This is a genomic window from Mycobacterium sp. URHD0025, assembly GCF_000426065.1.
Lineage (GTDB): Bacteria > Actinomycetota > Actinomycetes > Mycobacteriales > Mycobacteriaceae > Mycobacterium.
Genome location: NZ_AUEQ01000001.1, coordinates 387925 through 403678, shown reverse-complemented (window position 1 = coordinate 403678; position 15754 = coordinate 387925). Strand labels below are relative to the sequence as shown.

General features: G+C 61.2%; 14 protein-coding genes. 1 reads left to right on the top strand and 13 read right to left on the bottom strand.

Annotation, left to right across the window (positions count from 1 at the left end; genetic code table 11):
• Window positions 1-759: 759 nt before the first annotated feature.
• The 6 genes from H977_RS0101975 to H977_RS0101950 form a co-directional block, all read right to left on the bottom strand.
• A complete protein-coding gene (locus H977_RS0101975; RefSeq protein ID WP_029106279.1) occupies window positions 760-1974 on the bottom strand; it encodes an acetyl-CoA C-acetyltransferase in 1215 nt (404 codons plus the stop codon).
• A gap of 46 nt (window positions 1975-2020) precedes the next feature.
• Window positions 2021-2851, bottom strand: a complete 831-nt coding sequence (locus H977_RS0101970; protein WP_051288552.1) for an SDR family oxidoreductase — start codon at window positions 2849-2851, stop codon at window positions 2021-2023.
• Between the two features lie 96 nt (window positions 2852-2947).
• A complete protein-coding gene (locus tag H977_RS0101965; protein ID WP_029106277.1) occupies window positions 2948-3889 on the bottom strand; it encodes an AraC family transcriptional regulator in 942 nt (313 codons plus the stop codon).
• 244 nt (window positions 3890-4133) lie between these two features.
• The gene (locus tag H977_RS0101960) at window positions 4134-5432 is read right to left on the bottom strand and encodes a lipase family protein (protein ID WP_051288550.1); all 1299 of its coding nucleotides are present in this window, start codon (window positions 5430-5432) and stop codon (window positions 4134-4136) included.
• Window positions 5433-5791: 359 nt separating this feature from the next.
• A complete protein-coding gene (locus tag H977_RS0101955) occupies window positions 5792-7306 on the bottom strand; it encodes a long-chain-fatty-acid--CoA ligase (protein WP_029106275.1) in 1515 nt (504 codons plus the stop codon).
• Window positions 7307-7355: 49 nt separating this feature from the next.
• On the bottom strand, window positions 7356-8324 hold the full coding sequence (locus H977_RS0101950) for a polysaccharide deacetylase family protein (RefSeq protein ID WP_029106274.1): 969 nt from the start codon (window positions 8322-8324) through the stop codon (window positions 7356-7358).
• 261 nt (window positions 8325-8585) lie between these two features.
• Between H977_RS0101950 and H977_RS0101945 the strand changes: the two genes are divergently transcribed.
• Window positions 8586-9602 carry an NADP-dependent oxidoreductase gene (locus tag H977_RS0101945; RefSeq protein ID WP_029106273.1) on the top strand — a complete coding sequence of 339 codons (1017 nt, stop codon included), beginning with the start codon at window positions 8586-8588 and terminating at the stop codon, window positions 9600-9602.
• A 75-nt stretch (window positions 9603-9677) separates the two neighbouring features.
• Here H977_RS0101945 and H977_RS0101940 read toward each other — a convergent pair whose 3' ends face one another.
• From H977_RS0101940 to H977_RS35130, 7 genes are all read right to left on the bottom strand, one after another.
• On the bottom strand, window positions 9678-10400 hold the full coding sequence (locus H977_RS0101940; protein ID WP_051288548.1) for a DJ-1/PfpI family protein: 723 nt from the start codon (window positions 10398-10400) through the stop codon (window positions 9678-9680).
• A gap of 148 nt (window positions 10401-10548) precedes the next feature.
• On the bottom strand, window positions 10549-11577 hold the full coding sequence (locus H977_RS32325; protein ID WP_081681570.1) for an alpha/beta hydrolase: 1029 nt from the start codon (window positions 11575-11577) through the stop codon (window positions 10549-10551).
• Between the two features lie 74 nt (window positions 11578-11651).
• Window positions 11652-12065 carry a RidA family protein gene (locus H977_RS0101930; RefSeq protein ID WP_029106271.1) on the bottom strand — a complete coding sequence of 138 codons (414 nt, stop codon included), beginning with the start codon at window positions 12063-12065 and terminating at the stop codon, window positions 11652-11654.
• A gap of 90 nt (window positions 12066-12155) precedes the next feature.
• Window positions 12156-13127: an NAD-dependent epimerase/dehydratase family protein gene (locus H977_RS0101925; RefSeq protein WP_029106270.1), complete on the bottom strand. Its 972-nt coding sequence runs from the start codon at window positions 13125-13127 to the stop codon at window positions 12156-12158.
• Between the two features lie 319 nt (window positions 13128-13446).
• Window positions 13447-13875, bottom strand: a complete 429-nt coding sequence (locus tag H977_RS0101920) for a Rid family hydrolase (protein WP_029106269.1) — start codon at window positions 13873-13875, stop codon at window positions 13447-13449.
• Window positions 13876-13963: 88 nt separating this feature from the next.
• Window positions 13964-14674 carry an HD domain-containing protein gene (locus H977_RS0101915; RefSeq protein ID WP_051288544.1) on the bottom strand — a complete coding sequence of 237 codons (711 nt, stop codon included), beginning with the start codon at window positions 14672-14674 and terminating at the stop codon, window positions 13964-13966.
• A gap of 595 nt (window positions 14675-15269) precedes the next feature.
• Window positions 15270-15644, bottom strand: coding sequence for a hypothetical protein (locus tag H977_RS35130; RefSeq protein ID WP_155946464.1), 375 nt, complete (start codon window positions 15642-15644; stop codon window positions 15270-15272).
• Between the last annotated feature and the right edge of the window lie 110 nt (window positions 15645-15754).

The window sequence follows — 15754 nt, the reverse complement described above, 5'->3', positions numbered from 1 at the left end:
CGCTCAGTCACGCCGCATTGCGGTGCGTGGCGGCACCCGGACCCGGCGGGCTCGATCACTAATCGAACAACAAATGCCGGCAGACCTTTTGTCGGTCTCTCTGATGGGAGTGGATGCCTCCGCATGGGGTGGATCGTTATGAGGCAAGCGCATTCTCGCCAGGTTCGTTTGATCGAGTTGATGCGCTCGCGAGTCTCGAGTGTTGCACTTTACGTGGGCTTGGGAGCCGTTTGGGCGGTAGTTGGCTCCGCCTGTGGGCCAACGATGACTCCGCGCACTGAAACCCCATGGCCTGCTTCGGCAGGTAGCTTTCACATAGCACGTGATGTTGTTGAGGAACTGAAACGCAGCGGATTACAGCCGGGGCGGCCCGTGGACACCAGCGCCGCGGACTGTCCGACGATTGGATGTGCGCAGTCGATCACCACCGAGCGCATGCAAGTTCTCTCATTTCGCACAACTGGTGCGGCTCAGGTATATGCAGCAGATCACGGCATGCGCCAGGTGATGACTGTAGTCGTCACTTTCGCCCCGACGGTGCACGTCGACGAGCGTCAGGCATACTGGGCCGCCATCACGCGTCTGATGAGTTAGGTGGTGCCGCAGGGCGAGTCGTGCTTGGGTTGCGGTGTAAGGGTTTTCGGTAGGTACCTCGATGCCGACACCCGACTGGGCAAGCAGGGGGTGTGAGAGTCGTATTCCGGTCAGTGACGTCACTGGATGCCCGAGTTGAGTGACGCCACCAACCTGCAGGGCATGTTATGACAGGCGTTCGAGAATCATAGCCATGCCTTGGCCACCCCCGACGCACATGGTTTCGAGCCCGAATTGCTTGTCATGGAACATCATCGAGTTGATCAGCGTGCTGGTGATCCGGGCCCCCGTCATACCGAAAGGATGGCCGAGTGCGATGGCGCCACCGTTGATGTTGACTTTGTCTTCGTCCACACCCAGCTCGCGCATGGAAGGGATGACTTGGGCAGCGAACGCCTCGTTGATCTCGACCAGGTCGATATCGCCGATGTCGAGGTTGGCCCGTCGCAATGCCTGCCTGCTCGCTTCAACAGGACCGAGTCCCATGATCTCTGGTGACAATCCGGTGACGCCTGTGCTGACAATGCGCGCAAGTGGAGTGATACCGAGTTCGGCTGCCTTGGAATCAGACATCACCACGAGTGCGGCTGCACCGTCATTGAGTGGGCAGCTGTTGCCCGCGGTTACAGTTCCGTCTGTCCTGAACACCGGTGGCAGTGCGGATACGGCTTCGAGAGTGACGTCGGTGCGTGGGCAATCGTCGGTGCTTACATAGCTGCCGTCGGGTAGACGTACAGGAGTGATGTCGCGGCCCCAAAAGCCGTACTGGATGGCCGCTTCGGCGCGGTTCTGGCTGCGCACCGCGAAGGCGTCCTGATCGGCACGGCTGACCTGCTTGAAGTCGGCCACGTTCTCCGCCGTCTGCCCCATCGCGATGTAGAGGTCTGGTAGCTGATCCCCGGCTCGGGGATCAGTCCAGCTGACGTTATCCTTTGCGCGGGCGGCGGTGCGGGACTGAGCATCGGCAAAGAGGGAATTCTGCCCTTCGGGGTTGTCCGAGGCGCCGTTGAAGTATCGACTGACAGTCTCTACACCGGCAGAGACGAATACGTCACCTTCGCCAGAACGTATGGCGTGCAGTGCCATACGAGTTGTCTGCAAACTGCTCGAGCAGTAGCGATTGACCGTGACACCGGGGAGTTGATCGAGGCCGGCCAAGACGGCTACGGCTCGGCCCAGGTTGTTTCCGGATTCGCCTGCCGGTTGGCCGACACCGAGCATCAGGTCGTCGATCTGAGTGGGATCGAGTTCGGGGATTTTGGCCAGTGCGGCGAGCACGGCGTGTGCGGCGAGGTCGTCGGCGCGAAGGTCTTTGAGGGATCCTTTGACGGCGCGGCCGATCGGGGTTCGGGCGGTGGAGACGATAACGGCTTCGGGCATGCGGGTACTCCTGTGGTGTTGGTGATGTGTGCGTCGGGATGAGGGTTCAGTTCGTGGCGCCGCTGAATCCCCCGTCTACCGGAAGTACGGCAGCGGTGACGAACGCACCGGCTGTTGAGGACAGGAATCTGACGGCGCCGACGATGTCGTCGGCTTGGCCGTAGCGGCCGAGGGGGACGGTGTTGAGTAGCTCGTCTTCCTGCGCGGGGTCGGCCGCGACGTGGCTGAGCATGTCGGTGAGGAACGGCCCGGGTGCGATGGCGTTGACCGTGATGCTGTCGGGTGCCAGCCGGCCGGCTAGATGGCGGGTGAGCATATGCAGGCCCGCTTTGCTGGCGCTGTAGGAATAGTTCTCCCACCGCGGTGCGACCAGCCCGTCGACGCTGCCGATATTGATGATTCTGGCGGGACGCTGCGCGTTGGCGCCTTTGCGCAGCAACGGGAGTAGTCCGACAGTGATGCTGAATGGGGAGACAAGGTTGGTGTTCAGGACCTTGCTCCAGCCGGCGATTGGGTAGTCCTCCAGGGGTGCTCCCCACGTGGTTCCGGCATTGTTGACCAGGATGTCGATGTGCTCGTGGCGATCGTTGACCGAGTTGACCAGATGTCCGATGCCGGTCGGCGTCGAGAGATCGGCACTGATGTAGCTACAGCGGCCTGAACCTCCGAGGGTCTCTGCCTCGCTATTGATCTGGTGGGCAGTGGCACGGCATTGTTCGACTTTACGGCTGGTGATGATCACATCGGCACCATCGGTGACCAGCCCGCGGGCGATCATGGCGCCGATTCCTCGGGATCCTCCGGTCACCACGGCTATGCGGCCGCTGACAGAGAACAGGGTGTCGTTATCGGCGAGAGGATGAGTTGTAGGTTCCATGCTGCGACGCTAAGAGATGGTTCGGGTTACTAGCTTGGAGCCTTGCGCACGTATGTTGTTGTGCGCGCAGTATTTAACGGATGCTGGCAGAGAAATTCAGTGAGATGTGCGGGTGTCTGACGGTCGTTCGCCGAAGCTGCGGTGGTAAGCGTTGCTGAAGGTGCTGAGGTCGCCGAATCCTGAGGAGAAGGCGATCTGGGTGATGCTCTGTGCCCGCCAACCGGGATCCTGCAGGCGAAGTCGCGCCAGCGCGAGCCGTTCCTCGCGGATCAGGTCCGAGGGTGTGGTGCCCACGCGTTGCAGTTGGTTCTGGATATGGCGCAGTGACCAGCCCAAGCCTGCGGCGATGCCTGCGCCGGTCAGCGCCGGATCGTGTGCGTTGCTGCGCACATAGCGGCGGATTGAATCGACTAATGCGTCGGTGGGAACATCGTCCAGCGGTGCGCTGAGATCGTTGTAGGCGATGGCGATGAGGTCGACGATCCGGTCCATGACTGCGTCGAACTGGAAGCCGTCCAGCTGATCGCGCTCGCCACGGATCGTGCGTAGCTGATCGACGACGATCCGGCCGAGCCCGCGCCTCGCATCAAGCGATATCGGACGATCATTGGTCGGCTGTGCCAGTCGACAGTCGAGGTGATCTCGCGGAATGACAAGGGCTACCGCCGAGACGTCGTCGCCATGTCGCATATCCATCGCAGCATCCAGCGAGGTGAGCGTCATCGTGTGTGGCACCGCCACGATGTCGCTGTCCCCTTGTGCAAGCTGCAGATGACCATGGACTGGGATGAGCAACTCGTAAGATCCGTGCGGAGATCGCCGGATCTGGGTGGAATCTCGAGTCAGTGCTTCAGCGTCACCCCACCAACGGACCAGTCGATAGCGACCCGACTGCTGGTATTCGATCCGCCCGGAGTAGTCATCGGCCAGCGCGAAGGACATCGGACAGTGGATCGCTGACACGCGGTCTCGCCACCAGTCGCTGCGTTCCTTGGCGCCCAGATCCTGGGTACTAAGGGTCTGCACGATGTAACTCATGTCGGAACGTCGCTTCCTCGTCGTGGGCACCTCTGCCTGTGGCCAATCGGGCTGCGCTGGGCAGGTTTGGCGGCGGCACACTCACTGTAGAAATGTGACCTAGAACACGTCTTGGCTATATGCGCAGCGTACCTTTCGCTGTGCGCATGGCAAACGTCGTATTGAACTGCATTCGCCCGATCCGGCGTGCGGCCACCGCGCGTTCAGGGGGAGCCCGCAACCGGACGGCGGCAAACGTCACATGTCAGGCCGGAGCCGGAATCTGTCCGCAGTTGGGCGCGCTGGGTATCCCATTGAACCGGTCGGCGATCCAACTCATACTTCGCTCTCCGTCGACAAAGACGGGCAGCATGGAATTGATGTCCAATTTGTTGAACAGCGGTGGCTGTTCATTCGTCCACAGCGTTACGTCGGCGTCCATTGCGCACCAGTCAGCTGCGGTTTGTTCTATGGCGGAGTACGGATCAAAGGGATCCCACCGGTTGTGCGTCAGATAGACCGGGCCGGTGGGTTTGACGTTGCCGATCCGCTGAGCCCACAGCAGGGACTTGAAGGGTTCTGCGGCGGCGGTAGCGAAGATGTCCTGCTTGAACCAAAACTGGATATGACGAAACATGTAGTCGACACCGGTCTGCAGCAGGCATTGACGGCCGGTGTTGGCCAGCATTTCCGCGCCCCGCGGGGTGAGCGCATCCCAGATGGGCTGCTCGGTCGCAGGGTAGGACGCCATGATCCCTCGCAGGACATAGCCGAGTACACCGGCCAAGAAGTTTCCGTCCATGGCGGGCAGCACTGCCGCGATATCTGTTGGTGCCGCGGCGGCGTAGGTGCCGACGACGTGCAGCTCGGGACCGTAGCTCGCGGCCAATTCAGCCGCTGACAGCGCCGTGTGTGCGCCTGCAAGCCACCCCCAAAAGGCAACAGGGCCGTGGGGGTCCAGGGAGGTGCCGCGCAACTTCATTGCAGCGCGGGCAGCGTCTATGAGTGCAGCTCCGCCAGCGTTGCGGTTGAGGAATTGCGGAGACCTAGAGTCATGGATACCCATCCCGACACCGTCAGTGATGACGATAGCGAAGCCACGCGCCAGCAGGGTCGCGACCCATCCCTCTTCCAGGTTGAACATCACATCAAAGCCGGTCTGCAAGGAAGCGTGGATGCCCTGATTGAACATGCGCGACGGTGCACACTGCTCGCCCATGCCAAAGCCCATGACCGCATACGCGAGAAGGGGGCGGGGGCCGCTGCCCGGCCAGGGGACGTCGGGTTCTATATAGGTGCCACTCACCGCCACGGGCTGTCCTTGGGCGTCGGTGCTGCGGTACATGATCCGTGTTCCGGTGCCGACAAACGCTCCGAGCTGTCCGGACGGTTCGAGCACGAGCCGCGACGGTTCGGTGCGGATGAGGTCGCCCGGCAGGCCGGGCGGGAGTGGACTAGGTGGCGTGTAGAACGGGAGATAGGCAGTTTCGTCTGCCCGCACGACCGGCGGCATTGCCGATCCGCAGACCGCGAGCACGATGACCGCGACGGCCAACCCGAGCATGCGCGCCAGGCAACTCGTCACGCGTGTGCGCTCGAAACCTGACACCACAACGGTTTGGGACCAGGACGGTGGTGTGGCAGTGCGTTCGGGCGTGAGATGAGTCATGTTGTTTGCTCCGACGATTGAGGTCTGGGTCATGGAATTCGGGAAGAAGCACAGCCTGCAGTCGGATCGCTCGGCCTGCTGTTAAGGCGTCTGCTGCGATGGCGGGCGTGAACCAGTGATGCGGCGCTCATCGCCGCGGTGCTGTGGTTCGGGCGCCGATGTGGAACCCCGGACAGGCGGTTCTGTCCGCCCGCCGAGTCTTGATGGCATTCAGGAAAAGCGCTGTGGCGCAGTGTTGTTAATCCGATGCCCGACTATGCGATGGCCGCGCTGCTCGCGTCTTTGAGCTGTTGTTTGAGGACCTTGCCTGTGGCGTTGAGCGGAAGCTCGTGGCAAAACTGAACTGTGCGTGGGCATTTGTACACGGCCAGGCGGTCACGGCACCACGCGATAACTTCAGATTCGGCAAGCGTCGTACCCGGTCGCGTGATCACGAAGGCTTTGATCTCTTCGCCGACGCGTTCATCCGCAATCCCCACCACCGCGGCGAGTGTGATGTCGGAATGAGTCATCAGCGTCTCCTCGACCTCGCGGGGGTAGACATTGAACCCGCCGCGCACGATGAGATCTTTGGCGCGATCGACGATGTAGAAGAAGTTGTCCTCGTCGCGAGTGGCGATATCGCCGGTGTGAAACCAGCCGGCAGAATCGATGGCCTCATCGGTCGCGTCAGGGCGGCCGATGTATCCCTTCATGACGTTGTGCCCGCGGACAACGAGTTCACCGCGTTCGCCAGGACCGCAGTGCTGGCCGTCGGGGCCGAGCAGCGCGAGTTCGACTCCCCACACCGGCATCCCGATGGAGCCGGGGCGGCTGGGTCGGTCGAGCCGATTGAAAGCCACCACCGGGCTTGTTTCGGACAAGCCGTATCCTTCGCGGATGCCTACGCCGAAGACGGTCTCGAATCGCTTGAGAAGCTCGACGGGTAGCGCGGCGCCACCGGACATGGCCACTTTGAGCTGCCTGCCGAGTGCTGTGATGTCGTCGCGGCTTGCGGCTGCGCCCAGCAGCGCCCAATACATGGTGGGTACGCCGGCGAACACCGTGATCTGATGATCGCGGATCAGGTTCAATGCGGTGCCGGCATCGAATCGGGGCAGCAGCACGAGCGTGCCACCCTGGCTGAAACCGGCGTTCAGCTGGACAGTTTGGGCGAACGAGTGAAACAGCGGCAGCGTCACCAACTGCGACTCACCGAGTATGTCGAAAAGGCGGTGACACGTCAGCGCGTTCAGGACAAGGTTAGCGTGTGTGAGCTCGGCGCCCTTGGGCTTTCCTGTGGTGCCGCTGGTGTACAGGATGACCGCAGTATCAGTCGCGTCGGTCGGGACCAACAGATCCTCGCCAGAGTGCTCGCCGAGGAGTTCGGCAAGGTCGCTGATGGCAATGGAGAATTCGCATGTGGCCACGTCGTCGAAGCCGCGCCACGCATCATCGGGCAGGTAGTCATCGGCAAAAAAGTAAGCACGCGCGCCAGAATCGCGAAGATGGTAGGCGACTTCGGCGCGTTTCAGCATGGTGTTCATCGGTACGACGACCGCGCCCGCCTTCAGGATCCCGTAATAGATGACGGGGAACTCGAGAACATTCGGGACACTCATCGCGACTCGATCACCGACGTTCACGCCACGGCGAATCAACAGCGCTGCGATCTGATTGGCCGCGGCGTTGACCTCACGGTAGGTCATCCGGCGGTTCCCTTCGAGCACCGCTGCCGTGGCGGGTCGTTCCCGGGCAGTATCAGTGAGCATTACAGAGAGATTGAGCACGAGTTTCTTTCTCTTTCTTATGATCTGATGGCTCGACACAGCACCTTGGTTACGTCCAGTCCCATAGATAGGGCGATCCCACCCGATCAGCAATTGGCTTGAGGACCTTCTCGTCGTAGTACTGAAGGGTGTCCATACCGTTGACCGGGCACTTGAACAGGATTTCGCCGAAAAGCTCTTCGGAGAGGTCGGGTTTCGCAATGCCGGCCGCCATCGCATAGCGCTGAAGGTGGTTGCTGAAGGAGTCCTGCACGGGCGGCATGCTGAAGTTCACCGGATGCTGCATAGCCTTCTCAAGGCTGACGAACTGCACACCTCGCTGCTTGTACGCCTTGATGATGCGTCCGATAGTGCGTGCGGCCAGGGGCGTGCCATGCACCATCCAGATGTGCGGAACGTCGGTGCCGAACATGGCGCGGGCAGATGCGGCATGCGTCTCCAGACCTTCGATAGCGCCCTGGACGTGGAGGTCTTCTAACCTGGCTTGTGCGTCAACATCTCCGGTGATGAGGGACCGCTGATACGGCACGATGTAGACGAAGTCACCGAACCAGCAGGTGATGGGTGCGTTTCGATATCCGTTGTCGCGCAGGAAGTCCTCGACTTGCCCGCGTTTGCTCTCCGATCCGGAAGACATATCCATCGGGTAGCGGAAGTAGCGCTCTGGGGCTAGGTCGACAAGCGGGCCGATGAGCTTCTCGGCCTGGTCAACGTCACGACAGAAGTCGTCCGCGCTCATCCAGCGCAGTGGAGCGTGTTGATGGGTGTGGTTGCCCAGGTGATGGCCGGCCTCCAGCCACGCGTTCCAGCACGCCAAGCTGGCCGGGTCCTTGGTGATGCTGTAGGTGTGTGCGAACCCGTAGACACCGTTCTGGCCGGCACCGGTCAGCGCCTCCGCGAGTGCGCGGGTCACGTCGAGCGAGCTATGTCCTTCGGGAAGCGGCGTACCGTCCCACAACACGAAGTCATCGACCGTAATGGCCACCTGGACGTTACTGAGCGAAGCCTGGCCAGTCATGGCGAAGTTCCTTCTGCTGACGATGTGGCGGTCCGGCTGAACGCCACGCGACATTGAACCTATGAATGTGATGGGGAGCACGTCTTGGGGTCAGGCGCACGCCCACTTTCATCCCGCGCACGGCGATGGACGTCATCCGCGTCGATATTTGATACAGCGCTGGAATCGAACTCCGTGCGCATGTAGCCAAGCCGCGCCGCTTCGTCGGTTTCTACCGTGGCATGGAAGGCCGCGCGAGCCGGCCATGAAAGGAAGATCGACGTGACGAAGACCGTGCAGTATGTGCTCGCCCGCCGACCGAGAGGGCCGGTCGCCGAGGAGGATTTCCGCCTCGTGGAGACCGTACTTCCAGATCTCGACGACGGCGATGTGGAGTTCGAAACCCTTTTTGTTTCAATAGATCCAGCGATTCGAGGTTGGCTCGACGACCGTCCAAGCTACCTGCCGCCTGTGCAGATCGGCGCTCCGGTGCGAGCGCTGGGAATCGCCCGTGTGAGCTCCACGCGCCATAAAGGTTTCTCGACAGGAGATTTAGTGCGGGGTTTTGTCGGCTGGCAAGAGCGTTTCGTGGTCACCGCTCCAGGACCTGAGTGGGAACGTATCCCTGAGCATTCGGACGTACCGCTGCAGCGCTGGCTCGGAATCCTTGGCATGACAGGGCTCACCGCCTGGGCGGGTATACGCGACATACTCAAACCTCAAGCCGGACAGACTGTCCTGGTCTCGGGAGCCTCAGGTGCTGTCGGCAGCATCGCAGTCCAGCTCGCCAAGCATGCAGGCGCCCGCGTTGTCGGCATCGCCGGCGGGCCAGAAAAGTGCCGCATGCTCGTGGAAGATCTCGGCGCGGATGACGTCGTCGACCGTAAAGCGAAGAACTGGGCAGCACAACTGGTCGAGGCTACCCCGGAGGGGATCGACCTCGTCTTTGAGAACACCGGGGGCCCAATGTTCGAAGCGACCATCGATCAACTCAACAACCACGCCCGCATAGCCCTATGCGGCTTGATCGATGGATACAACATGGATCAAAGGCCCGCAGGGCCCCGAAACTTCGGACTGCTGCTCAGTAAACGCACCCAGATACAGGGATTCATCGTCCTTGACTACTTCAACCGCGCGGCGAAGGCCCACCGGGAACTCTCACGGTTACTCCGAGAAGGGACTCTCAAAGAGATCGACACCGTGGTCCACGGTTTCCATGAGCTGCCACATGCTTTCATCCGATCGTTTGAATCTGGAACTCCAGGCAAGTTAGTAGTCGAGACGGTGCCCGTGTAGATACGTGAGTAATGATGATCACCTTGAGGCAGAACAGGTCTCGCACATGCTAGGCCATTCGCCCGAAATTCCGACTTATCGCGGTCCCTCAGCCGTTGGTGCGATACGCCGGGCGGTTTGAAGCCGACGCTCAAGAAGCGGTTTGCCTCGGGCGGTGACGGATTGCAAGACGTGTGGCGGCGCTGTTTCGGGTGTGCCGCTGGAGAACGGCGGCTGGGGTGCGTACTGGATAAAGAGTTGGATCGCTTGGGCTTCGTCGAGTCCGCGCAGTTCGGCCGCGACCATCAGGGCTGCGTCGATACCAGCGGTGACTCCCGCGGCAAACACGAAGCTACCGTCGGTGACTACGCGCTCAGTGACGGCGGTTGCACCGAAGATCGAAAGAACTTCGAGCGAACCCCAGTGCGTGGTTGCACGCCGCCCGCGCAACAACCCTGCGGCTCCCAGCAGCAGGGCGCCGGTACAGACCGACAAGACACATCGAGCTCCAGATGCCTGTCTTTGCAACCAATTCAAAACACGCTGGTCTTCCATGTGGGCCTGCTGCCCGGGACCACCGGGTACGTGTAGAACGTCCAGCTGGGGAGCATCCTCGAGCACCGCATCGGGTAGAAGTCTCAGTCCACGCCAATCACGGACAGGTTGTGGTGACACGCCGTATGTGGTGTAGGTGACGTTGCTCAGAGACGCGAGCACCTCGTACGGACCAGTGAAGTCGATCTGGTCCATGTCATCGAAGATGATGGATCCAATCTTCAGATTCCGCCGATGTTGTTTGGCCTCACCGTGATCGTTCATGCCTCCATTCTGGTTGCAGGTAGATTCCGTTGCGCCTCTCATTGCTGCCAGCTTCCGCATGACTGCAGCCATATCGCGGAGCGGTCGGCTGTTCGTGATCGCGGGCATACCGACGAACGCTACTGTCCGGTCACCGTCGTCGGGTGGTTCAACGTTGCCGGGTCAATCGCCGTGGGGCTCCCCTCCGGGCGAGTTCGTCGATCGCATCGGTGACCTCCGCCGAGCGTTCCTGGTGGACCCAGTGTCCGGCGTCCACTCCACGGATATCGAGATCGTCGCATAACTCGTGCATCGGGGATGCAAGTTCCGAGTAGGCGGCGTCGTTGACGTAGTCGTGTCGGCCGATCACCAGCAGAGCCGGGAATCCCACCCGATCTCGACCGGCCTGTTCGACAAATGCTCGGTTGTCGTCATCGTTCATGTACAACGAGTTCACGCCGAAAAACCCAGTACGCGAGTAATCCTCGACAAACCGTTCCAGGTCGCCGGCGCTGATCACCGTGGGATCGGGTTCCCTTGCCGGTGCCGGACCGCCATCGAACCAGCCTCCCCGTCTGCGTACCGTGGCCGTGGGCCACACGACGTGCTGTTGCCCCGGCTCGTCGCCGCGGAGGAGGTTGGCGAAGAACGCTGGGATGTCGGCCTCGAATTGCTTTAGTGCGGCATCAAACTGCTCGGCGTAGAACTGGTAGTAGTCCATCTGCCCGGCGGGGAACTCTTTTTCGGGGTAGACATCCCGACGGACGAACGAAGCGACCCGCTCGAACCCCTTCTCCAGGGTGTCGTATGGCGTACTCAGGGATCCACCCGCCGCGAACCTCTCGGGATGGTGCCGGGCGGCGCTCCACACTGCGGGAGCCCCCCAATCGTGGCCAACCCACGTGGCTCGATCGATTTCGAGCGCGTCCGCTAACGCGATGAGGTCGCCGACGTGGTGTCGCAGCGCGTAGTCATCGTGGTGTTTGAAAACCGTTGATCCGCCTGTCCCGCGCAGGTCCGGTGCGATTACTCGGTAGCCACGGGCTCCAAGTTCCGCGAGTTGGTGGCGCCAAGCCCATGATGTCTGCGGCCAACCGTGTACCAACACGACGGGCTGTCCATCTAATGGCCCAGATTCGCGGTACGCGATCACCTGCCCATCTATCTGAATCTGTTGCAGTGGCAAGTCTTCAATCATTGGCCTTCGCTTGCGGTCGTCGTTTTCAGTCGTCGGTTCACCGTCGGATCGCCGAATTCGGCTGCCGGAAAGGCTCAGCCGCGATATGCGATCGCCGGGATCTCCAGAACCTGTCCCGGCAACAAGAAGCCGGCGACCTGGACAATGGACATGTTGGGAGCGTGATCCCCGACCCACGGAACGTAAATCCGGGGGATGGCTTCCGCCAATGCGGGCAGGTCGGATGCATAGATCGTCAGGGACACAAGATTTGTGCGGTCTAAGCCTTCAGTTTTCAAGAGGTCTTCGATCACTCGCAGGATGAAATCCAACTGCCTGGCAGTGTCCTCGGGGTGAACGATCTGCAGATCCTCCAAGCCGCCGACATTCGCGACAACGCCGGCGAGATGGACGGTGTCGCCCGCACTCACGATCTGATTGAAGCCGAAGCCCTTGAAAACGCCAGGGGTGATGAAGTTGTTCACCTGCGGGGAGGTCCTGCGGATCATGATGTTCCTTTCAATGAGTGTGTCACAATCCAGCTGCAAGGGCGCCTGCAGCGGCTATGACCGGATCTATTGCGGTGCAATGCTTCCGCACTAGCGTGCGGTTGTCATTTGCTTGAGTCCGTCGGCGCGTGAGGTGTGGCCGACGTAGCCGAGTTCGGCACGGGCGGCACGATCGTCGGTAGTGAATTCTCGTCCGATCATGCGGACCATCGTTCGGGTCAGGGGTGGATCGGTCTGATTCGAGCGGAGGGGCGCGATGGTCTCCATGAACCATCCCAGGAAAACCGCCGCGGAGTAGGGAATTGATCGAAGTTTGTCGATGGAGAGGTCCTGGACATCTGCCAGCGACGAGATGAATTGGCGGAGGGAGATGGGTTCCCGGTCGTTCACGAAGTACGCGCGTCCACCCGGACCGCCGCCGAGTGCAAGTTGCACGGCCTCGACCACATTGTCGACGTGACAGGTGCTGAACGGATAGTCGCCGCGGTTGATGAATGCGAACTGCCCGGTTTCGATGCGGCCGGGAATCTCACGGCTGAACGAGTCGCCTGGGCCCCAGATCGCCGAGGGGCGCAGTGCGATGGTGCGAAACCCGATCATGTTCGCCGCCAGCACTTCAGCCTCACTGATCGACTTGGTTGCGATATAGCCCGAGAAGCTCTTCGGGTGGGTCTTCGCCGACTCGTTCACAGCGTGCATGGGTGAGCCATCGCCATCCATGACCACTCCAGCGGCACTCATGTACACGAATGTGGTCGCGCCGGCGTGCTTCGCAGCGTTGAGCAGCGCCCTTGTGCCTGCAACGTTGGAGCGGAAGTACGCCGCACGCGAGCCGGCGAAGCGGAAGTATGCCGCGGTGTCCACGACGGCATCGACCGCGGGTAGGGCGAGCTCGTCGGGGCGATCAAGATCGCCGGGTAGTGGTGTTGCCCCCAGCGCGCGGACCTTATTGACTGATGTGGCAGACCGAGCGAGGCCGAGTACGGTGTGCCCGTCCGCAGCCAGCCTCCTCACGAGGTGTTCGCCGACGAATCCGGAGCCCCCGGTGACGAGAACCTTCATGATCGCGGTCCTCTCGTTTCGGACAATTGCGCTGACTGTGTAGTAGGCGGCACGGACCGGCGCGATTGGTGTCGAAAGCCCTTGGGTGTGGCTGCTTTTGGCTTGTTGTGAACGAGATCTACTGAGGCAGAACATCCTCCGCGCTTTTGTACGGACCGCAACTGCGGGCGATGCACTGCAATCTCGGTTCAGTCAACAATGCGCCGCTGGTCGCCGCATCACTCGCCTATTCCCCTCAAAGCAGGGATATTGCCGTGGCGATTGCGACAGGGCTGTCCCGACGCTGCCTCGCGGCGAGACAGCCCTGTCGTAACGCGAACTATTTTCCGGCAGACCGGATCAGAGCCACAGCCTCGACCTCGATACGCATCTCGGGCAGACCCAGCGCTTTCACTCCGAGGGCAGTCCAGAGTGGCAGGTGTTCTCCCGCTCGCTTGCGGAACTGATCAACGACTGCTGTCAGGTGATCGTCGCCGATAGAACCCTCGCTGGTGGGCTTGTGATACGTATTGACTTTCACGACGTCATGCCACGTGGCACCTGCCGCCGCGAGGGTCTTTTCGACATTGTCAAAGGCCTTCTGGATCTCTGCTTCCAGAGAATCAGCCGAGAAGGTCAGGTCATCGTTCCATCCGCCCTGGCCGGAGATTTCCACGCGATCGCCGATCCGAACGGCCTGACCGTAGCTGTACTGCGTGCGAAAAATGTCTCCGTATCTGGGGGTGTCGAAGAACTCAGGTGTAGACATTCAGGTGCATCCTTTTCGTTGTCATTTCATATCCACTTCGGCAAGTCAGCCGTCACGGAGTCTCTGTTCGATGGGTGCGCTTCGGCGCTCAGTTGCCCCAGCGTGAACCGCCATCAGCGATGAGTTGCTCACCGTAGGTGACACCGAATTCGCGTCGCTCGCGCAGAACTTCGCCCGGAGGGCTGTAGCGCGGGGCGTTGTTCGGATCGCTTGCAGCATGATCGGCGACCGCGTCGATGACCGACGTAGCCATATTGAAACGAGGGTAGGCAGAGTGGATTACGGCTCCGATTTGTGCGGTTACCGCGTTCAGGTGTGCCGCCGGCAGACCAAGCACACCGCCGAAGTCGATGGCGACGCCTTGGTATGTCAGCGAAGTCAGGGCGCCCATCCGCTCGGGTATGACCGCCGTGTTGTGGAGGGCGATGGCTTCCCAGACAGCATCGACCTTCTGCGCCTCCAGACCATGGCCGCTAAGAAACTCGGCTGCGCGATCCGCACCGTCGACCTCGAAGCGCGTGTTTCGCTTGGCGAGCGGTGACAGTCCAACGTCATGCAGGACGCATGCAAAATAGAGAAGTTCATCGTCGAAATCTCGGCCAGGTGTCAGCCCAACGTGTGGAGCGAGCAGCCGAGCGAACAAATAGCTCCGCACGCTGTGATTGGCGATCGCCGGCGACTCTGCGCCTCGGACCAATTCGAGCGCGGCTAGCGCTAGTGGTGTGCTCGGCAACGTGACCAGGTCGGCGTCGGTGGAGGGCTGTTTCTTCTCGGAGGGTGAAGCGTCCGGCAATGTCATACGACGAGTCTGCGGTCACCTCATCGAGTCCAGCCAGAGGCAGAATTGCCGGTATCCACTAGATTGCTGCCAATTTCTGGCGGCGCGATCTCAGCGACCACTGCGGCGACTTCCGGGCAGGGTTGGATGCTTGGTATGACGCCTTGATGGGTGTTGGAACCGCAAGGGCAGCAATGGTTATAACGTCGGTGTCCGCTCCGTAAAGTCTCACTGGCGGTGGTGGGCTCTGAGCCGGAGACCCCTACCGATCGCGCTGAAGCTGTTTCCAACGGTTGGAAGTTCGGTCCGATCGACGGATGACCCTGCGGTTCCGCAGGTGCGCCTCCGTTGTATATCAACGTTCACGACCAATGAGCGATGGAGGTGACGCTTAACGTTGTCAGCAGTGCGAGCACGGTGGGCGTAACTTGCACAACCGTGCGGTTTCCGCTTTGCCATTCTCAGTTGGAAAAATCTGTTGACAGGATCAAATGGAACTCGCACTACCCCCAGGTCAGGGGAGTGTCATTGCCGGCGCAGTTCTGGAAACGACACACGGCCTGAGAGGTGACACGTGCGGCTGAGTTCGCGTTCAGGCCCGCAAGCGGCGGCAACACTACGATTCGGCGCACATAAAGTTGGTGCCCGCGGCGGAACCGAAGGCGTCTCGCACATATGCGTCGGCTTCGCTCGCTGTGATGTGGTAGCGCGCGATCAATTTGTTGGCGATGGTTAAGGCGTCTGTCTCACCGGAGTTGACCATGGCGCAGGCGTCGCGTCGGGCGCTGAGTGAGCGATCGTTTCCAGGATCCGGTATGTACGTTCCGCCTACGCCTGGGCAACCGGACTGGTCGTAGTTTTCCCCATCGCCGCAGTGCGGGTTCGGGATGGCGTTCACAGCCGGCGCAGCGAGGATGAAACCAGCCGTCAGCAGCCCTGCCACGATCGAGGTTACAGCGCCGATACCGCCACTCAATCTGACCTGTCGCACAGGAGCACCGTATCGTCCGCCGAGCGTGTTGACCGCCGAACGAGCGCCCAGACTTCGCGCGCAGGGCGCGAACGGCATCGCTCAACTCGGCCGCGACGTCCTCGCCCACG